This is a genomic window from Limisalsivibrio acetivorans (assembly GCF_000421105.1).
GTDB classification, from domain to species: Bacteria; Chrysiogenota; Deferribacteres; order Deferribacterales; family Geovibrionaceae; genus Limisalsivibrio; species Limisalsivibrio acetivorans.
This window is the reverse complement of sequence record NZ_ATWF01000001.1, coordinates 857,342-877,319: the sequence shown is the minus strand read 5'-3', so window position 1 is coordinate 877,319 and position 19,978 is coordinate 857,342. Positions and strand designations below refer to the sequence as shown.

Annotated in this window: 18 protein-coding genes; 8 read left to right on the top strand and 10 right to left on the bottom strand. The window is 48.4% G+C overall.

Annotation, left to right across the window (positions count from 1 at the left end; genetic code table 11):
* The first annotated feature begins 6 nt into the window (after window positions 1–6).
* Entirely contained in the window at window positions 7–1,272 is a 1,266-nt protein-coding gene (locus K300_RS0104115) for a flippase (RefSeq protein WP_022850399.1), read from the top strand.
* On the top strand, window positions 1,269–2,627 hold the full coding sequence (locus K300_RS0104110) for a hypothetical protein (protein WP_022850398.1): 1,359 nt from the start codon (window positions 1,269–1,271) through the stop codon (window positions 2,625–2,627). The genes K300_RS0104115 and K300_RS0104110 overlap by 4 nt, the downstream gene beginning before the upstream one ends.
* Here the strand turns inward: K300_RS0104110 and K300_RS0104105 are convergent.
* Complete coding sequence (locus K300_RS0104105; protein ID WP_022850397.1) at window positions 2,618–3,493, bottom strand: DUF6731 family protein; 876 nt, start codon at window positions 3,491–3,493, stop codon at window positions 2,618–2,620. The genes K300_RS0104110 and K300_RS0104105 overlap by 10 nt on opposite strands.
* A gap of 114 nt (window positions 3,494–3,607) precedes the next feature.
* Here K300_RS0104105 and K300_RS0104100 point away from each other — a divergent pair, with 114 nt between their 5' ends.
* From K300_RS0104100 to K300_RS0104080, 5 genes are all read left to right on the top strand, one after another.
* Window positions 3,608–4,693, top strand: a complete 1,086-nt coding sequence (locus K300_RS0104100; protein ID WP_022850396.1) for an ABC transporter substrate-binding protein — start codon at window positions 3,608–3,610, stop codon at window positions 4,691–4,693.
* Window positions 4,694–4,705: 12 nt separating this feature from the next.
* Complete coding sequence (locus K300_RS0104095; protein WP_081646878.1) at window positions 4,706–6,883, top strand: PAS domain-containing sensor histidine kinase; 2,178 nt, start codon at window positions 4,706–4,708, stop codon at window positions 6,881–6,883.
* A gap of 62 nt (window positions 6,884–6,945) precedes the next feature.
* A complete protein-coding gene (locus K300_RS0104090) occupies window positions 6,946–7,245 on the top strand; it encodes an MTH1187 family thiamine-binding protein (RefSeq protein ID WP_022850394.1) in 300 nt (99 codons plus the stop codon).
* Window positions 7,246–7,382: 137 nt separating this feature from the next.
* Entirely contained in the window at window positions 7,383–7,565 is a 183-nt protein-coding gene (locus K300_RS0104085) for a hypothetical protein (protein WP_022850393.1), read from the top strand.
* Window positions 7,566–7,857: 292 nt separating this feature from the next.
* A complete protein-coding gene (locus K300_RS0104080; RefSeq protein WP_022850392.1) occupies window positions 7,858–8,262 on the top strand; it encodes a hypothetical protein in 405 nt (134 codons plus the stop codon).
* Window positions 8,263–8,427: 165 nt separating this feature from the next.
* Here K300_RS0104080 and K300_RS0104075 read toward each other — a convergent pair whose 3' ends face one another.
* The 5 genes from K300_RS0104075 to K300_RS17040 all read right to left on the bottom strand — a co-directional run bounded on the left by K300_RS0104075 (window position 8,428) and on the right by K300_RS17040 (window position 11,926).
* On the bottom strand, window positions 8,428–9,120 hold the full coding sequence (locus tag K300_RS0104075; RefSeq protein WP_022850391.1) for an RES family NAD+ phosphorylase: 693 nt from the start codon (window positions 9,118–9,120) through the stop codon (window positions 8,428–8,430).
* A complete protein-coding gene (locus K300_RS0104070) occupies window positions 9,114–9,512 on the bottom strand; it encodes an antitoxin Xre-like helix-turn-helix domain-containing protein (RefSeq protein WP_022850390.1) in 399 nt (132 codons plus the stop codon). The genes K300_RS0104075 and K300_RS0104070 overlap by 7 nt, the downstream gene beginning before the upstream one ends.
* Window positions 9,513–9,663: 151 nt before the next feature.
* Window positions 9,664–10,788, bottom strand: coding sequence for a metallophosphoesterase (locus K300_RS0104065; protein WP_022850389.1), 1,125 nt, complete (start codon window positions 10,786–10,788; stop codon window positions 9,664–9,666).
* Between the two features lie 137 nt (window positions 10,789–10,925).
* Window positions 10,926–11,807, bottom strand: coding sequence for a ribosome small subunit-dependent GTPase A (gene rsgA / locus K300_RS14510; protein ID WP_283804757.1), 882 nt, complete (start codon window positions 11,805–11,807; stop codon window positions 10,926–10,928).
* On the bottom strand, window positions 11,804–11,926 hold the full coding sequence (locus tag K300_RS17040) for a hypothetical protein (protein ID WP_283804752.1): 123 nt from the start codon (window positions 11,924–11,926) through the stop codon (window positions 11,804–11,806). The genes rsgA and K300_RS17040 overlap by 4 nt, the downstream gene beginning before the upstream one ends.
* Before the next feature lie 239 nt (window positions 11,927–12,165).
* Here K300_RS17040 and K300_RS0104055 point away from each other — a divergent pair, with 239 nt between their 5' ends.
* Window positions 12,166–12,393: a DUF2188 domain-containing protein gene (locus K300_RS0104055; protein ID WP_022850388.1), complete on the top strand. Its 228-nt coding sequence runs from the start codon at window positions 12,166–12,168 to the stop codon at window positions 12,391–12,393.
* Window positions 12,394–12,396: 3 nt separating this feature from the next.
* Here K300_RS0104055 and K300_RS0104050 read toward each other — a convergent pair whose 3' ends face one another.
* Genes K300_RS0104050 through K300_RS0104035 form a run of 4 tightly spaced genes read right to left on the bottom strand, consistent with a single transcriptional unit; the run spans window position 12,397 to window position 19,977 of the window.
* Window positions 12,397–13,500: a radical SAM protein gene (locus K300_RS0104050; RefSeq protein ID WP_022850387.1), complete on the bottom strand. Its 1,104-nt coding sequence runs from the start codon at window positions 13,498–13,500 to the stop codon at window positions 12,397–12,399.
* Complete coding sequence (locus K300_RS0104045) at window positions 13,500–16,454, bottom strand: UvrD-helicase domain-containing protein (RefSeq protein WP_022850386.1); 2,955 nt, start codon at window positions 16,452–16,454, stop codon at window positions 13,500–13,502. The genes K300_RS0104050 and K300_RS0104045 overlap by 1 nt, the downstream gene beginning before the upstream one ends.
* Window positions 16,451–19,054: a PD-(D/E)XK nuclease family protein gene (locus K300_RS0104040; protein WP_022850385.1), complete on the bottom strand. Its 2,604-nt coding sequence runs from the start codon at window positions 19,052–19,054 to the stop codon at window positions 16,451–16,453. Before K300_RS0104040 ends, K300_RS0104045 begins: the two co-directional genes overlap by 4 nt.
* A 23-nt stretch (window positions 19,055–19,077) precedes the next feature.
* Window positions 19,078–19,977: a sensor domain-containing diguanylate cyclase gene (locus K300_RS0104035; RefSeq protein ID WP_022850384.1), complete on the bottom strand. Its 900-nt coding sequence runs from the start codon at window positions 19,975–19,977 to the stop codon at window positions 19,078–19,080.
* Between the last annotated feature and the right edge of the window lies 1 nt (window position 19,978).

The following is a 19,978-nucleotide window of genomic DNA, read 5'->3' as shown; positions in this document are numbered from 1 at the left end:
TCCAGCATGGGAACCGAATGGAAGAGGGTTTTCGGCAACGCCGCCTCACTTTTCAGCCTACAGCTTGTAACCTATGCCATCTCCCTTCTTGCGGTGCCGTATCTTGTGCGTGTGCTCGGTCCTTCCGGTTACGGTGCCGTTGTTTTCGCCCAGAGTGCGGCGATGTATTTCCTGTTTCTTGTGGATTACGGGTTTGACATCTCCGGAACCATGGCGTTGGCGGAGGATCAGGATAACAGCGAACATGTCTCAAGAACCTTCCACTCCGTTATGGCGGCGAAGCTTATCCTTCTGCTGGCCGGATTCGGTGTATTCGCCCTGCTAGTGTATTTCGTTCCAAAGTTCCGTGAGGAATGGGTGCTGTTCATGCTCACCTTCGGTATGCTCGGGGGGCAGTTTATGATACCCCAGTGGTTCTATCGGGGGATGGAGCGGATGAAATTCATCGCATATTCACTCATAGCAGTGAAAAGCGGCTACCTTGCCCTTGTGCTTCTCATTGTGAAGGAAACGGGGGATTATATCCTTGTGCCCCTGGCAAACCTCATCGCCTATAACGTTGTAGGCTTTCTGGCTCTTCGCTCTGTTTATAAAAAATTCGATGTATACTTTGTGTTCCCCTCGTTCTCAGAGGTTGTTCAACGGCTTAGGGAAGGGTTTACATACTTTGCCAAGAGCATAACGGACAACTTCGCAAAGGTTACCAATACGCTCCTGCTCGGCTTTCTCGCAGGGGACGCGGCTGTGGGATACTATGGAGCGGCGGAGAAGCTCATGGATGCAGTTCGGGGGATGCTGGCTCCGGCGTTTCAGGCGATCTTCCCCCAGTCCAAGAAGCACGCTTCAAGATCCTCCACCGATTGGTTCGGCTTCTTTCGTATCATGCTCCCCGCCGCCTCGCTGGCCGGACTTCTACTCTCCCTCGGCCTGTTAATATTTGCAGAGCAGGCGGTTAGCCTGGTTCTTGGAGCGGATTTCGGCGAGAGTGTGGTTATTCTCCGTATACTCTCCTTCTATCTGTTCTTCTTTTCTGTTAATAACCTCCTTGGGATCCAGACCCTCGTCTGCCTCGGCATGGGGGGTGCGTTCCTCCGTCTTACACTTATAGCGAGAGGGGCGGGGCTGGTGTTGAGTATTATTATGGTTCCATTACTTGGTAAAACGGGTGCGGCTATTGCTCTTCTTGGCGGAGAGGGAGCATATACGGCGGCACTTACATTATATATTATAAAAACAGGGCTTATCACTAAAGCCCGCAGGGGTGAGATTTGAAAGCGGCATTTTTAGTAAGCTATCTGCGGACAAAAACATTCCACGGTATCTCAAGATACCTTGATGCTGATATATACTGGATCTCCACGGGTGATCCTTACTGGATAGAATGGCTCAAGGAGGAGGGGGTTCCTGCATCAAGGATACTCGACCTCTCCGGTGATTACCCCGAGCCGGATATGGATGCCCTGGCAGAGCTTGAGATAAATACACCCTTCACCGCTGCAGGTATCATAATGAGCGATCGTATACTCTCCACTAAGACCAGAGACGTCTCATACGCTTATCTGTGCGGTGCCTACAAAAGGGTGAAGGATTTTATCACTGAGAATGAGATAAGGGCCCTCTTCGGCGAGTCCACATGGGCGGCGGAGCTTGCCGCCTCTGCTGCGGCGGAGGCGTGCGGGGCGGTTTATCTGACACCGGCCACAACGAGGATACCTAACGGACGCTTCACCTTCTTCAAGGGCCCACTTCAGGAGAGACTCTTTTTCGATGATGAGCTTACATCCGATGACCTGAAAGAAGGGGAAGAGTTTTACAGAGAGTTTTGTGAACACCGCCCGAAGCCTGATTACAGCAGTACACGGCGTGATTTTCGCCTGCTCTCATGGAGCAACATTGCAAAACTTATGAAGCACTTGAACTACGAGTTCCGCTTCGGCGGCAGGGATATGACAAGGCCTTCCCTTAATATGCTCTTTGAAACTAAGATCTTCCGGAGGAACAACGCCAAGCGCTTCCGCCGGATGCGCCTTAAAACAGATCTCTCCGTGCTTGATGGGTTGAAGTATGCGGTGTACTTCCTCCATGTACAGCCCGAGGCGAGCATAGATGTTCTGGGTGCCTACCATTCGGATCAGTTCGCCCTCATATCCGATATAGCACGCTCCCTTCCATCGGATATGGTCCTCGTGGTGAAGGAACATCCACAGGGTGTTGGGGATCGTGTGCGGGAGTTCTACAATGCACTCATAGGGATGCCGAACGTTATACTCGTGCATCCCGAATCGGATAGCTATGAGCTTATAAGCGGTGCGGAGAGAGTATACACAGTTACCGGCACAGTGGCCTATCAGGCGGGACTTATGGGGATTCCGGCGGTAACGTTCAGCGATATGTTCTTTAACAAACTCCCCATGGTGGAGAGGTGCAGATGCCGTGAGGATCTGATCAACTTCACACCCGTTAAAGGGGGTAACTCACCGGAGAAATGTTCCGCCTTTCTCGCCCGTATAATCAAGAACTCCTTCGAGGGCTCCGTTTACGGCGAAGATGTTTCGGAGACAGGGGAGGATGATTACCGTATGGCCGCCGAAGGATTCAAAAAGGCCATGGAGAGGGTTTACTCGTAACCCTCTTCATCCACCAGGTGCTGTTGATTGTTGTAATAGGCATCCAGAAACGCAGAGCGCATCTCCTCTGCGTTCACGAAGGTTCCCTGAACGCCGACCTCCGAGGTGTGCTTCAGCTTTGCGCTTAGGAGATCGATATTCTCCGCCGATTCCTCCTCGAACCCTTTACCGTATATGTTAAGTTTCTTTGCGTAATTGTCGCTGATGATGGCGTCCAGAAACTCCTTGAGTGCGCCGGAGTTCATGGAGCCCTTGTTGTTGCCCATGCTTATGCTCACATCCAGCTTCATACCCTCGAGGGTTGTGAATATGGAGCCGAGCTCCTGACCGGACCTTGTGTTCATAACCTCGTCCACGAAGTCACCCGTAGGTGCTTCAACGCTTAGCTCCAGCTTGCGGAAGACCTCCCAGTTGCGCACACGCTCGTAGGCGTCCGTTATGAAGATATGCTCTAGAGATGCGGAGGCGTCGTCGGTGAGCCAGCGGAAGAACTCTGCGAAGGCTCCCCTGCCGGCCAGACCTGCCCCTGTGAGCAGGATGCGGTCGTTCGGTCCGGCGAAGCCATAGGTTATATCACCAAGGGTTCCGGCATCGAGGGGAACCTCGGTTATCGCACCTTCACGGTTGTACCAGACGGGCCAGCTCGCCTTCTCCTTCACAAGACCGAAGAGATACCATGGGGATCCGTTTACCTCGACTGTTTCGAACAGCTTGAACATAAGCTCACGGTTTCTCGCCTCGAAGAAGCCGTAGTCCATACCAGCATCAAAGAGGGTGGCGAGTTTTTCGGATAGTGTAAGGAAGAAGGATTCCTCCTGGGATTCGATGTTGTAGAAATTTATATTCACTTTCTTGGTTTCAGCCATAGGGTCCTCGTGGAGTTATTTGATTTGCATACACACATATATGTATTCTATACTGCATTATGAGTGTTTGGCTGGATTATACTTCACCATTCGCAATACCTCAAGGGTGCAATTATGAAACGTTTAGCAGTGTTTATTGTCGTAGTTTGTTCAGCAGTTGTTCTCAGCGGCTGTAAGGATGCAGAGACACCTGTTGTCCGCATCGGCCATGCACCCCATGACCACCATGCCCCCCTGTACGTTGCAGTACAGAACCCTGCATACTTCAAAAAGAAGCTTGGTAAGTATCTTGAAGAGCGGGTCTCCGGTAAGGAGTATGTGCTGATTTCCGAAGGTGAAGAGAAAGGGATCGTAAAGATCCACTCCGGCGTAGGCGGGATGCAGCTTATCAGAAAGCTCCATGAGAAGCAGACGGATGTAACCTTCGGCGGTGTGCCCGCTATCCTTAAAATGATAGACTCTGGAAGTCCTATGAGGATAATAGCTCCTGTTAATACTGGCGGGGCTGCCCTTGTGGGGAATATAGAACTGCCTGTTGAGGACTGGGAAGGTTTTCTGCAGTATATCAAGCAGAGTGAAGAGCCCGTCCGGGTGGGTTACAAGATCCAGTATTCGGTCCAGAATATAATCTTTGAGGAGGCGTTGGAGCTCAACGGAATATCCTTCTCAAGGGATGTTGAAAACAGCGGGGATGAGGTTGTTCTCATGAATCTCCACGGGGCAAAGAATCTGCTCCCTGCAATGAGGAACGGTCTTATCGACTTCTTTGTGGTTATGCAGCCATTTCCTGCAGAGGCTGTGGTTTCTGGTGATGCGAGGATTATATCAAAGCTCACCGAGCTCCCCCCCAAGGATAAATGGAATGAGTACCCTTGCTGTGCATTGGCCTCCAGAGAGGACTTTATCGCTGAAAACCTCGAGATCATTGAGGATCTCAAAGAGATATTCGCAGAGGCGGCAGTCTTCATAAAGGAGAACCCCTATGAGAGCTCTGCCTATGTCTCCAAATGGCTTGGAACCTCCGTTGAGGTGGAGGAGGCATCGGTTCCGAATATAGACTACAGGCAGGGGCTTGATGAGTCCTACATACGTGGTGTGAATATCTGGGCAGAGATTATGGCCGATGACGGGCTCCTTACCGGAACAGTCAAGCGGGCGCTAGATGAGGGGTCCTTGAATGAGATCCTCTTCAGTGAATAGTGTGGAGGAACGATGTCGCTGTCTAGAAAAGTTTTCTGGATTTTCTTTACTCTGACTGCTCTCACATTGTTCTCCTCCTTAAATATCTATGCGGTGTACCGCATGCAGAGTGCGACCCTTGACAGTATGAATCTGGTATTCTCCTTCCGGGATGAGCTTGTTCAGCTTTCTAGGCTCCAGCTTCTGGTTAAAACTGATGAGAAGGGTACTCAGGTTAATGCCCATAGTGCTCAGGCTGTTATTGCAGATGTCAAAGCCTACGCTGAAAAGCTAAGGAACGAGGAACGTTTCAGTGCCCCGGAACTGAAGGAATCCTTCGACAGCTTCAGCTTCCATCTCAAGAACTATGAAAAAGCACTTCTGGAGCTTATAGACCTGAATAGGAATGAAGGTGGACTGAACAAGGCTGTGAACAGTGGTATAGAAAGGCTTCACATCCTTATGCACCATGCTGGGAGTAGTGGTTTACGTGATTCCATTGACAGGCTCACGGACTACTCCGGGTATTTTATAGAGCAAAATGAACTCTCCCTCCTGCCGAAGATTAAGGAGGATTTCATGGCTATAGCAGAGGCTGCTCCAGATAGTGAGATTTTACGGCAGACGGAGGAGTTGGTTAAAAGCATTGAAAAGAAGTACCTTAACCATCTTGCACAGGAGGACAGGGTAAAGTTTATGGAGAGCTCCTCTGCAGGATTCTTTCAGTTTACCGATGAACTTATCGATGACCTCAACGAGCATAACAGACGGAAGATATTTACCATTACGATCTTTTCCTCATTGATAGCACTCTCCGCGGTAGTTCTAGCCCTTGTCTACTGGGCGGGCATCAGAGGGTATTTCAAACGTTTTCTCAAGAACCAGAATGCCGCAATCAAAGCCATTGAGGATGAGACCTACGATTTTGAGGTTATCCACAACAGCAGGGACGAGCTTGGGGAGTTTACCAAAACCTTTCAGAAGACCGCCCATGAGTTAAAAATTAAAACCGCAGAGCTGAGGCTGAGCGAAGAGAAGTACCGCACCTACATCAATAATGCCCCTGACCCCATCTTTGTGGCCGATGAAGAGGGGAGATATATTGAGGTGAATCATGCTGCTGTCAGTGTTATGGGGTATTCAAGTGATGAGCTTACCAGCATGTCTATCCCTGATATCGTTGCCGAGGACTACACAGAACGAGCCCGCAATGCTGCCATGCAGATGATGGAGACGGGGAGTGTTGAGGATACGCTCCGCTTCAAAAGGAAGGACGGCTCATACTTTTATATGATTGTCAGTGCATTGAGGATTCAGGATAATGTCTATATCGGATTCTGCAAGGATGTAACCAGAACCATAGAGATGGAGAGGGAGCTTAAGGATCTGAACGAGAACCTTCAGCGGCGTGTTAAGGAGGAGATGGACAAAAACCTCAAGCAGGAACAGCTCCTTATGCAGCAGCAGAAGTTCTCTGATATGGGCAAGATGATAAACGCCATCGCCCATCAATGGAGACAGCCCCTCAATAATATAGGCCTCCTGCACCAGATACTCTATGATGATAGGCATGAGAAGCTTCTCAATGATGAGGAGATCAGGGAGTATTCCGAAAGCCTTATGTCTATTGTGGGGCATCTTTCAGGAACCATTGATGATTTCAGAAACTATTTCCATTCAGATAAAGAGATGGAGCGCTTTAACCCTGTTATGACCATCAGCGTTATTATGCGCATTCTCCATGCCCAGCTTGAGTTTTACGGTATACGTTATTCCATAAACTGTGTTTGCGATATGAAGGAGTACAACTGCGAAAACTCCTACGAACTCCCCCCATGTATCAACGAGAAAGCCGCACTTTACGGTAATGAAGGGGACTTCAAGCAGGTTCTGCAGAATATCGTGCTTAATTCCATGGATGCTATACGTGAGAGGGAGAGAAAACACGGCATAATAAGCATAAGCACAGAGATATCGGATGAGATGCTCAGGGTCAGCATCTCCGACAATGGCGGTGGGATCACCGAGGAAGCTATGCAGAATATCTTCGACCCCTATTTCACCACGAAGGAAGAGGGGAAAGGGATAGGCCTTGGTCTGTATATTTCAAAACTCATCATTCAGGATCAGTTCAAGGGCTCCATAAGCGTCAGTAACGACGGTATCGGGGCGGTCTTCAATGTAGCTGTACCTATGGAACAAAAGGGCTGATTTTTCTTTAGTCTGCACCATATCGGTAGTAATATCATTAAAAAGCTAAACAGGAGGAGAAAATGAGCGCAATGGCGTATGTATCCATTACACCCCTGGGCAAGGATGAGAGCGTGTCCCAGTATGTGTCCAGAGCTGTAAAGGTTATTAAGGAATCCGGCCTTGGCTGGCGGCTTACCCCCATGGGTACGATCGTTGAGGGGGAGAAGATAGACGATGTGTTCCGTGTTATCGGGCAGGCTGTGGAGGAGCTTAGCGACTGCAACAGGATCTCCGTCTCCGTAAAGGTGGACTACCGGAGGGACAGAGAGCCCGGTATGGACGAAAAGGTTGATTCTGTTATGAAAAAACTTGGGGAATAAAGTATCAGATAAAACCTTCATAGGCCTTTTTATCAGGTAGTTACGGCTGCAGGGCGTGGCATGGTTATTGCAAATCTTTATAATAGCTAAAGAGGTGTTTAATCACGCCGATTGGTAGGACAGCAGGAGAGGATAAAATGGCTGAGAAGAAAAGGGAAACACCTTCAAGTAAGGATCCCGCTCCGCTGGAGAGGCTGGAAGATGTTGCCTCTAAGTGTAGTGAGCTAATCAGCGATAAAAGCGAAAATGCGGCAGTTCTCCGAAGGCTCAAAAGGGATATTGAGAGGGTTTTAAAGAGTGCAAGAACTATGTCTCTCTGAAATAGAAGGGTCTGTACCCTTCGTATACAAAAATAAGCGGTTGGCAGTATTGTCCGGCCGTGTGCGTTCTCAATATGCTTGCGAGGACGGTTATCAATTTCAAGATATTCGGGATCAGGGCAAAGGTTTCTGATCCCGGAAATTCTTTCCTTACTGCAAGTTGCAGATCTTTTCCCCGGGAGTTTGGATCTCCCCGGATCATGGAAAAAACTTCCTTAAAAAACTGGCACGTAACCTGCTCTATTAAGTCCAGAAGCGAAAGAGCTTCTGAATAAGAAATAGGAGCAAGGTTATGAAAGCCGCAGAAGTGCCCGGAAATGTACTTACTGCCGCCGCAGAGGAAAGGAAAGCGGCGAGGATCCCCGCCCTGCGGGAACTGGTTTTCTGCGACAGGGTGTATCGGTTCCCCGATGTTTTCCCAGCCGAGGTTATAGGCAGATTTGTTGAGATGGCCTATGATGAGGATGTGAACTCAAAGGAGATGGACTACCTGTACTTTATCCTTGTTTCGCTCCCAAAGATGGCCGCAGAAGGTGAGACGAAATACGGAAACGTATTCGCAGAACCCGGGCTGAGTTTTGGGGAATATGTCGGATACCAGATGGAGAGGATGAAAAGGCTCTCCGGCAGGGGGGTTACTCCGGTTTTCTGTCGAAGGATACTTGAGCTCCTCTGGAAGTTTCGGGACTTCGAATAGGAGGTTCCACCGAAGGCCGCCTGCTGATTGTTTGCAGGTTATGAACAAACAAGGGCCGGAGGAAAAGCAAACTACGGCGTCGAAAGCGTGATTCTATATCACGAAATACTGTCCTGGGGGTGCAGTGATGCACCCCCTTCCCTATTTTAGGGGGTACTACAGCAACTAGCTCCTGTAGCATATAACCCTAGCACCGGAGATTTCATAGACGTTGGTGATCTTTTTGCCGTCCCACTGATATTTCAGATACTTCAATTCTTTACAATTGTTTATAACACCTTTCGGGCGAAAGACGGCCACATTTGTACCGCCGTCGTATCGTACACTCAAATAGACTATTCCAAATTCACCGGCATCTTTCTGTTCCCTTCCGAATCGCTGTGACTCTCCATAGGAATCCTTGTTGTGATAATCCCCGTATCTGTCAAGATCTCTTATATCAACCAGTGCCCCTTGGATATTTGCCGTATAGACCCGCATTTCGATCTCGCAAGGGGGTTCGTTGATTGACGCAAAATATTGCGCACGGTGATAGGCTGTTTCATACACGGCACATTCTATAGAGTCCGATGCATAAAACGCTCCGAAGGAGCCGTCAGTGAACCTATCACCTTCTGGCTTTATATGAGTGAAAGCCGCCATAATGGGGGAGGTGCCTTCGCCGAATACCTGTTCATCCTTTGAAAGCAGCGTGATATCACCGACTTCTTCGGAAATTCTGGGGTTTGTCATCGATTCGAGCTTGTATAAAGCATCAAACTCTTCTGGATTTGAAACATCCTCGAACAGCCAGATAGAAGGGTAGCGTGAGGGTATTATGCGAAATCCTGTGATGTCTATGCTTGATCTATCTACCATCCTCGTTGACCATCAAAGAACCTTCTTACATGATAGAGATCCATAACACGCCCGCCAAGCATTACATCAAGGGGGCTTTCTCCGTTAAAGAAGTCGTTCTGGATATTTCTTTTAATGACGTTGTACACGGAATCTCCCCTATGGAGTATTCGAAGGCTTTTGTGGATCCCCAGTATGTATGATATACGTTCAAGTTTATCCTTATCCAGATTTAGTTTATCCTGTTTTTTCCAATTATGAAAGGTAGATATGGGTATACCCCCGAGCAGTGTTCTCTGCTGTTCTACGGTTAGCCCCCATTTATCTGTTATATTCAGAAATGCTTTGAAACCGGCAGATGCCATCTCCTTGTTGGTGACAGTATCCTGGTTAGCGTCATTCGCTCTAGCCATAGCGTCCTCCATATGTAGACCATAATAAGAATATAGTCTAATATGAGACAGTAGCAAGTGATTTAGGCCTAGAATGGGAGCTTAAGCGGATAATAGGTGGTTAGATATCAGGTGTACATATGATCAAAACATAAGTGATAGGCAGTTATATTCACTCACCCCTGAGGAGAATCCTCGTTATCTCTGAGTCTACTCCGAGGCGGCAGGAGAAGCCTGCCCAAATGCCTGTGCCGGCGCTTAGGTAAAGCTGTGCGGTATCGCCGGTTCTGTACAGGCCGCCTACGAGGTTTCCGTTGAAATGCCCAACGAGGGGCTTCATGAAGAAAAGGTGGCCGCCGTGGGTGTGGCCGGAGAGTTGCAAATCTACCTTATCTGAATAGAATTCTGGTCTGTGGGCAAGAAGAATTCTTGGAACCTCCGGTGAGCCTTTCAGCGCCTTCTCAATATCCGGGGCAGGGCGGTTGTACCTTGATGCCTTCCTGTCGTTGACTCCGGCTAACACGATCTCCGTACCCTCAACCGGCACAACCTCATGCTCGTTTTCCAGCATTTTGATCCCGAAACCTTCGAATACCGGACCCCAGACAGTGTCATCGAAGTAATATTCGTGGTTCCCGTGAACACCGTAGACTCCGTACTTCGCCCGCAGATCCTTTAGCGGTGCGATATCCTCTGCCAGCTCATCGGGGCTTCCGTCTATAATATCACCCGTAACGGCGATAATATCTGGCTCAAGGGCGTTTGTTTTATCAACAACCTTCTCGAGCCAATCCTTTTTAAGGAGGGGGCCGATATGAATGTCTGTGAGTTGAACGATGCTCAGGCCGTCAAGTTCCGCCGGAAGGTTTTTGATCTTTACCTCCACAGTCTTAACATCCGGAACCTTCATCGAATTATAAGTGCCTAACAGGGCGAGAAGAAACGCCGCCCCGGCGATAACATTATTACGTACAACAGGGCTCACAGCAGGCAGGTTCGAAAGCCCCATATATTTTGCACCCCAGGCTGTAATAAGGTAAATATCCTTTACTACGAGCAGGAAGAGCATGATAACCACAGTCGAATACATTATCTCCATCAGCAGTATCAGGGTTGAAGGGAAATCCGGTGCGATGAAGAAACCGCCAATCTTCTCGTATATAATGAATTTCAGGCATATAAGAATAATGAGTACGCCGGAGAACGCCTTTGTGAGCACGCTGTAGGGCATGAACAGCACGAGGCTGATATATACGTATGAGAACAGAATCAGGAACGTGAACAGGGCGAAGTGCATCGGCAAATCCTTATTATTTGATATGAATCCCTAATATATGCCAAGTGTGTAAAATGTGTTAGAGAAATCGAATAGTCGGGCATGCAATTCTGTTATTAATCGAGGAAGCCCCCTTTCGGGGGCTTTTTATGAATTTTTCAGAATCGTTTCTTGCGTTTGCCCGCCGCCTTAACACGCTTGCTGAGGTTCTTATCCTGTCGCTTCTTCTCTAACCTGTGCTGGGTGCGCAGTGCGTGGTTTTCGCTCTCCCTGCGCAGTCTCATATAGCTTTCGTAACGCTCAGGTTTAATCCGTCCATCGCTCACAGCCTCCAGAACGGCGCATAATGGTTCGTGGCTATGGGTGCAGTCTGCGAAGAAGCATTGGGGGGCGAGGGCCTTTATCTCCTGAAAGGTGTCCTCCACTGCCTCTGTATCATCGGTTATGCCGACCTCTCGAAGGCCGGGTGTGTCGATGAACCATGCTCCCTCTTCGAGCCGGTACATGTGCCTCCCTGTGGTGGTGTGGCGCCCTTTGTTGTCCTTGGAGCGGATGTCTGAGGTGGCGGCGACGCCTGAACCGGCAATCCGGTTGAGCAGGGTGGACTTGCCCGCACCGGAAGTGCCGACGGCGCAGAATGTCTTTCCGGCCGTCATCATAGATTGCAGCCTGTCTATGCCAAGCCCGCTGACCGAGCTGGTTTCGATGACCTCAGCATCGGTTATCTCTTCGATACTGCCGATGTTTACGGCCATATCCACCGGATCGCAGATGTCGGACTTTGTGATTACTATCACAGGACGTACTCTGCCAGATTCGGCTAATACGAGAAATCGTTCGATCCTGCGTATGCTGAACGTTTTGTCTACCGGCGTTACGATGAGCATGAAGTCCACGTTTGCGGCAAGCACATTCTCATCGGATGTTCGCCCGGCGGACTTACGTTTGATCCAGCTGTTTCTGGGCAGGATCTCATCGATTATACTTTCGCCGTGCTGGTTGGGTGTGAAGCGTACAAAATCCCCGACAGCAGGGGTTATGCGCTGGTATAGATGTGTTTTCCACGCAGGACAGCAAGGTATTCCTCACTGCCGCATATTACAGTGTATTTGCCGTGGGAAGCGAAGGATATTCGCCCCTGTTGAAGATCGTAATTCATTATTGCCTCCGTAAAATATTCTTAGTGAACGAATATTAAACCGATAACACGCCTGAAATGCGCATTACCGGCCGGACGCAATCACCTTTTTAGGTTGAGTAGTAAGTTTCAAAAAAACTCCCATTAATTATTCGAGTAATAATTACAGTTCATACGGGATAAAGTCAACATTCAAAAAGTATTTGAAATGTCATGATAAGTGATTAATATATACATAAAATGAATAAAGGTGGTGAAAAATGCCAAAAAGAGATACTCACAGAGTAATGAAGCATCCTGGAGGTTGGCAAGTTAAGCGTGATGGTGATGAAAGACCGAGTCATGTTACTGATACAAAGAAAGAAGCAGAGAATCTTGGCCGTGAAATCAGCAAAAACCAGGGAACTGAACTTCAGGTACATGGTAAAGACGGTAAAATCCAGCGTTCCGACAGCCACGGGAATGACCCTTATCCTCCGAAAGGATAAATTCTATATAAACCGTTTCACCAGTTCCCGAGAGAGGGAGTCAAAATCCGGGTATTGGGATAGAGCCTGCTGTGCGCTTTGTTTCGCATTCTGGTGGATGAGAGGATCCTTCATTGAAGCGAAGCCTGAAACGATGCCGAGTCTGCGGGCAATAATGTAGGTTTGCCTCAGATCCTCGGGTGCGTTGAGAAATCGATCTATGGATTCGAGGATATCTTGCTTATCATCGGGCATGGTTCCCTCTATTTCAGGGAGTAGGTTTAATATATGATCACTCTTGAGAATGAAGTATGATCTGCATTCCTCGATGAATTTTCTTATCTCTCTGACTATTGCCTCATCCGAAGGGCGTGTATATTCCCCACCCTTCGCCATCTCCTCCAGAGGTGTGTCTGGAGGTACTGCCGCAGTGCGAAGTCTGACAAAATCCGGGGTGGATTTGTTAATAACGTCTGCCGACTCTGCGGCATTCTCCATACTGTCTTTGAGTCCGCCAAGGCCAGGCATCCAATAAAGGGATACCTGCATTCCGGCATCCTTTGCGTTTCCAACTCCGTTTATATGATGCTGTTTATTGCAGCCCTTGTTCATATGTGCAAGTATTTTATCTGATCCTGTTTCCATGCCGATATGGATACGGTTCAGTCCCGCATCGGCGAAGGATTTCATATGTTTAGACTTCGCCGCACTTCGGCTTCTTGCGTATGCAGTTATCCGTTCGATAGTCTCAAAGGTTTCCTTTAGATACCGTAGAACGTCTTCCAGCAATTCAGGGTTTGCGTTCAGGCTGTCAGCATCCTGTAGGAATACGCTTTTCATACCTCCAGAGAGCCAGTTGCATGCGGCATAAAACGGATGCTTATCCGCTTCCTTAAGAGTCTTCAAGGTGGCCCTGAGGCTTCCTTCTTCATGGGCAACTGCGGCGGCTGGGAGCATTCTATTAACATTGTCAATGTCCGATTTGATATCAGCAAAAGAGCGTCTTGAGAACTTCTCACCCTTATAAACCGGGCAGAACGCACAGGCATTCCATGGACAGTTGCGAACAACACGTATAAAGAGGCTCTCCGCTTCACTAGGAGGACGGATCGGACCCTGCTCAAACATTATACTTCTATCCAGTTAATTTCGCCGCCGGAGAAGGAGGCAATACTTGTCTCTACGGGAAGGTTATAAACATCCCCAAGTATTACTGCATACTCTTTAAGCTGTTCGGAATAAAGTTGAAGTTTCTGTTCGTCTATCTCGCCGGTTTTGAAATCAATACAGATTATTCTATCATCCTTAACAGCATAGAAGTCTATAACACGATACTTTCCGCCATGCATAAAACCCCTTTCCTGAAAGATCTCAGAGCTATTAATTAATAAAGTGAACAAGTGATCATTGATGATAATATCGAGGTAATCCGCTATCCTTGCCGTGTCCTCGGCTTTTAAGACAGGATAGAATCTGCGCAGAATGAAGTCTTTAATCTCATCGATCTCGTCTGGAGTGAAGGTTGTCATCTTCTGCAAAGCTTCATGCAGGGCGTTTCCGAAGGTTTCACCATGGAGGTCGTCAATGGATTCTGTTACCTCCTCCTCCGGCTCTGCCAAGGGGATAGGTTGTTCCACTGTTTTGGAGGAGGGCTTGACAGCCATTCGGCTCTTGTCCGGAGCTCCTTTAACGCCGCAGATATAGTCTCCTCCAAGCTTCTCTTTGATAATTGATTCCAAGTTGTCCTTTTTATCACCCTCGCTGAGTGATATGTAAAGCTCATCCTCAGCCCTTGTCATAGCCACATAAAGCTGGTTAAGCTTGTCTCTGTAGTAGCCTTTCTCTTCGTGGCCAAAAGCCTCCAGATAATCATTTCCCATGAGTTCGTTGTGTTCCCTGCTCTGCATTATAAAAACCTTGTCGGGAACGGAAGTTCCATCATCTGATCCGAAGAAAAGCTTGGATTTTCTAGAATCCGGCCTCATGCCAATGTTCAGTTCAGGAAGCAATACCACAGGGAACTGCAGTCCCTTGGATTTGTGTATTGTCATTAGTGTTACTGCCTCATTCTGAGAACTGCTCACAAGCTTCTCAACCGCGCAGAGTTTTTCAAGGCGTTCTGCAATAATATCGAGGTTTCTGTATGGCTCTAAGGATGCCGCAATGTCTATAATCTTCAGAAGGTTTGGGTCGTTGTCGAATCTGTCGGCAAGGTTGAGGGCTTCTACTATGCAGGTTATTACAGACAACCCCGCTTTTGTTTCCAGCTCCTCGGATAAAGAATCAAACATAGACACTGTGTTCTTTACATATGCGGGATTGGACACCTGATCACTCATACATTCTGCGGGTGGAAGCATGAGGTATTCATAAAGGCTGAATGGATCTCTTTTGCTTAGATAGGAGAGTGCCGCCCTTAGAACGAGGGAAACCGGACTCTTGTCAAGGGTCGCACTCGATTCACTTCTTGCCTGTATACCAGCCTGCTTAAGTTCGTTTGTTATTGTAGCTGCTTTCTTATTATCCCCCACCAAAATTGCTATGTCGCCATGGGAGTAGCCCGCCTCTATGAGTTCGTGGCATTTGTCTATGCAGTATTCTGTTATGTCTGAATCCTTATCCCTCTCAGTGATTTCAACATATCCTTCGTTCTCACGATGGGAGCTCTGGATAGTATAGCTGAAATCGTTGATACTCGAAAAGAGTTCGTTTACCGCAGTCATAACGGCTCTGCTGCTCCGGTAGTTTACATCCAGCTCCTGCCGTTCGATCTTATCTGGGAAGGAATCGGTTATCCTATCAAAAAGACCCGGCTCACCTCCCCGAAAACGGTAAAGGGTCTGTTTCGGGTCGCCAACGAAGAAGAATGAGCCTGATTCGTCCTTTTGGCCTATACCCGCCATTGCCTCTGAGGCGAGCGGTTCCAGAATCTTCCATTGGGCGAGGCTGGTATCCTGAAACTCATCGATAAGTATATGACGGATCCTGCCGTCCAGACGGAAATAGAGATAGTCCTTATCACCACCAAGGGAGCCTTCCACAAGGAGTTCGTAGGCCTTATCTGTTATATCGGTGAAGGAGAGAGTGTTTGCTTCCTTCTTCTTTGACTCTAGCCGCTCTTTGTATTTGCCGAAGAAATTCACGGCAAGCTTGGTCATTATCTCGTTCCTGAGTTCAAGGAAACGTGTTATGCTGCTATGAATGCTATCATACATGTACATGTGTGCATCATCGAATACGAACTTTTTATAATACCCGCTTTGGATATCTCCGTTCAGAAAAAACTGGATCTTAACCACTTCATTTATGGAGTATAGACGGCAGAATTTGTCTATCTGTTTCTGCTGGTTTTTGTTGAGGGTTTCCTTCTTCATTATTGTGCCGAAGGATTTAACATGCTCCACAGCGGTTCCTGCAACGTGACCCGCATTCTCGCAGATGGCCGCAAGCTCACCTGGTTCTGCATAATACTTTGCGAGCAGGGCCCTGGAGGAGGTGGAGCTTGATTCCAGCTTCTTCACCAGAGTATGCAGAGTCTCAGGGAAGCTTGAAACATTCATATCCAAACCGACAGACGCACTCTCTAGGACGTTTCTGTTCTCCTCACGGAAAACCTGGAACGTTTCGAAAAAGGCCTCCTCCCGCAACTCATCAAGCTCCTGATCAGTTGTAACGGTATAGCCGGGGCGTATATCCGCTTCGAAGGGGAAGAGCGTGAGGATTAGGTTAACGAAGGAATCGACCGTCTTTATCCGCAATGAAGAAAAGTTTTCGAGCACATCATCACGGACACCGGAAAGCTTGGCCTTTAATGCTTCAGAATCCAGTGAGTTTAGCTCCATGAGCACCTTGCCTTCACTGATCATGTCCACAGATGAGCAGTTGATAATATCATCAATATTGCGCAGGATCCTCTCCCTCATCTCATTCGTTGCCTTGTTTGTGAAGGTTATACATAGAAGTTCGTGGGGTCTCGCCCCGTTCATTAGAAGGTTTATAACCCTCAAGGCAAGGTTGTATGTCTTCCCCGTTCCCGCAGAGGCAACGAGGGCAATGTTTTTATCTGTTCTTAATGCTTTCAATTTCTGCTCCTTGCGCAGATGTCTGCGTAGTCGCAATACTGACAACGGCTTGTTTTTTCTGTTTTGGTAAACTCCTGCTGTGCATCTGTCATACGTCCGATTACTGTTTCTATAAAGCCTTTGAACAGTTCAATATCTGCCATGTCAAAGGCCTTCACAAGGTTGTACTTGTTCTTCAGTTCATACCAGAAAACTCCATCGGGGAGTTTACCGTGACGTTTTTCATACAACAGTGCATAGAGGGGCATCTGGATTTCTTTTGGGTTCTCCGGGTCAAACCCCTTTGAGTTCTCATCTTTCTTTGAAAACTTGTAATCAACGATAATAGTATGATCCGCCGACTGATCTATCCGGTCGATGATCCCTTTGAAGGGAAAGCCGAATAGCTCCTCCTCGTATTTCTCTTCAAACTCGATGGTTCTCCACCCCTCCCGTCTTCGCTCTGCCTCATTACGAGCAAAGCTCACCAATCCTTCGGCGGTCATCTCAGACTTGAATTGCTCCACTGGGCTTGCGCTGTAGGCATCGAATCTTGCCATACTTTTGAGAAAGCCCTCCTTTATAAGCTTATGAAGCTCTTCGGGTGAGTAGTCGATATCATCTTTGAAGATATGTTCAAGTAGCGTGTGCAGAGCGTTACCATACTCATACGCTGGTATCTTGTGCAGAGGCTCGGGTGGTGTCCTGAGTCCGTAAAGATATTTAAGGCAGAAGCGGAAAGTGCAATCCAGATAATCCTGAAGCATTGTTGCGCTGATCTTTTTCCGTTTGAGCCTCTCTTTAATATCCTTAACAGGGGGGAGGGTGTCGATATCCTCGTATCCTCTTCTCCCTTTTTTGCCAAACAGGAGAGCCCCGCCGTATGGGCTTTGTATCGTTTCGAGCTTTCTTGATGTTCTCAGCTTTTCGATATATGGGCTTGGGAAGTGGGCATCCCCCTGTTCCCTGTAAATAAGCTGTGCACTTTTGCTCCGCTGGAGGATCTGATCCAGATAGTTTATTGCAAGGTGTTCTCTATCCATGAAGGTGGGGAGCTTAAGGTTCTGCCTGAGCTCTGTATTGAGGTACAGATCCTTTTCACTGACCGGAGGAAAAGTATCTGCATTCATTCCGGGTACGATGACCGCATCAAACTTCATATTCCTCGATTCCAGAAGCCCCATAACGGTTACCGGCCCCCCCGGATGGTGGAAGCGAACGCCTGAGAGGGAGGTAAGTATCTGTCTTATGCAAACATACAGAGGAAAGGTGTCATTAGCGGCGGAATATATGATTCTCAGCCGCTGTAGCTCAGTTATCACTGTATTTGCGTGTTGAATCTCCCTGTCGGAATCGAGGATCTTTTTGAAGGCCTTAATCGAGGTGATCATCATGTATGCCGCCATGGAAAGCTCCGCCTCATCCTCTGCGAAATAGATCCCGATGGTATCATTTACGGCGGGGACAGCCGTCAGATCCTTTGCAGAGACAAAGAGTGCGCCGTTTTCCATCCTTTTCAGAACCCTCTGCTCAATGCCGATGCTTCCGAAAAGTTTGCTGCAAGCGGGCTGGCGAATAATCTTCATCGCCGATTCGATGGGCAGTCCCCTCTCTGTGGACTTCTCCAGGGCCTCGGCGATGGTTTCCGCTATCTGCAGTGGCTCGAAGGATATGGCATCCATACCGGCGGATACGTTGAAGAGGTTGTAGGGGTCGTGCTGTAGATACATCTCTTTCATCGATTCATCGGGGAGGAGTACGGCTATCTTTTCAGGTTCGGTTCCCGATTCCATATAACTGTAAACCGCCGCTATAACCCTTTCGTATTCCTCGGCAGCTGTGGGCGCAGAGGATAGGGTTACAGGGGGGAGGGGTACCTGATCCCTTTCGGGGATCTCTATGGCGAGGGCTTGTTCCGTTTCTTTGTGGTTCCATGTTTTAGAGCCTGAGAAATTAAAAATAATGTGCAGTTCGAGTTGATTTCCGAGCTCTGCAAGGGTTCTGTTTTCGTGTCTGGTGAGATAGCCGGAAATGAGTATGACAGCCTTTTTGTATCTGCTCAGCCAGCGTTCATCGACAACGGGGTTTTCATGTATATCCATATCATCACAAAGCCCGTTCTCTCCGAGGATATCCCTGTAGTGCCCGAGAAGGACGTGGAGGAGCTCGGTTTCACGCTCATAATCTGTGTAAAGGGAGGCTTTGCGGAGATCCTCCGGGGTTATATGTTCTGCGGAAAGCTCACGGAAGAATCGGTGGAAGGTGGTGCCGGTTCCGGTGAAGGATATGAAGTCGTCCATGAAGGAGGGCTCCTCCTTCTTGAAGAGGGCGGTTTGCTCATCCGCCTTGAGTCTTTGGGCGGCTTTACGCAGGTAATAGCTTCGAAGCTCGCTCGGCACGAGGGGTGCGGGTATCTTGAATAGGTATCGGTAAAAGTCGGATATGTTATATATGTCCGGCGAGTCTTTTGAGCTTGATAGCCTGTTTGCGAGTGAGCGGGTGTTTCTTCCTGTGGGAAGAATGCACATGCAGTCCCTTCCCGTGAGGGAGTTCCGTTTGATGTAGTTCGCCGTGTGCCCTATGGGCGAGGCGTCCTGAGGTATTCTGTCTGCGTATATCATTCTGGATGATACACACAGTGTTTTTAGATTACAACTCTGTTTTTACCCCACGCCTTGCCCGAATACAGAAGCTCATCCGCACGTTTAACAAGGGTTTCAGCGGTGTCGTCTTTTGCGGCGAGACATCCTCCAATGGTCGCTGTAACGCTTACTGTCATATCGTCTTTTTCGATAAAGCTGTGTTTGATGAGCAGGCGCATCTTATCGGCTATGGCGTTAAGCTCCTCCTTGTCAACATGGGTTACAACAACAAGGAATTCCTCGCCACCCCAGCGTCCGGCAAGGTCGGTAGATCGGCAGTTTGCGCTCAGGGTTCTTGCCACAGCACGGAGGATATCGTCCCCTGTGTCGTGGCCGAAGGTATCGTTCACCTGCTTGAAGTTATCCAAATCTATCAAGAGTATGCCAAATGGTATGTTGTATCTTTTCATCTCCTCAAAGGAGGTTGAGATCTTCATCTCGAGGAATCTTCTGTTGGCGATCTTGGTGCCCGGGTCGGTGAGTGCGGCGGATTTCAGTTCCTTGATCTGCTTGGATTGCTTAAGGGAGTGGGTGTTGTCACGGAATAGCTCAACGGCACCGATTATCTTTCCCGAATCGTCCCGTATGGCTGTTATGGAGGATTCCACAGGGATGCGCTCACCTTTGCTATGGTGCATGAAAAGCTCGCAGACACGTTTCTCGCCGTCAAGGAGGGTTAAAGCAAGGGGACATCGATCCTTACAGACGTTTCGCCCCTGCCGGTCTATGTGCATAAGTATGTTGTCGCTGCAGTGCCTGCCCAGAACCTCGTCACTGGAGAAACCCGTAAGAGATTCTGCCGCATGGTTCCAGTAAGTTATACGTTTTTCGGTGTCCACGAAATAGACTCCGTCCGCAATCTCATCGAGAAGGGTCTTGTACAGATTATCGATATTATTCAAA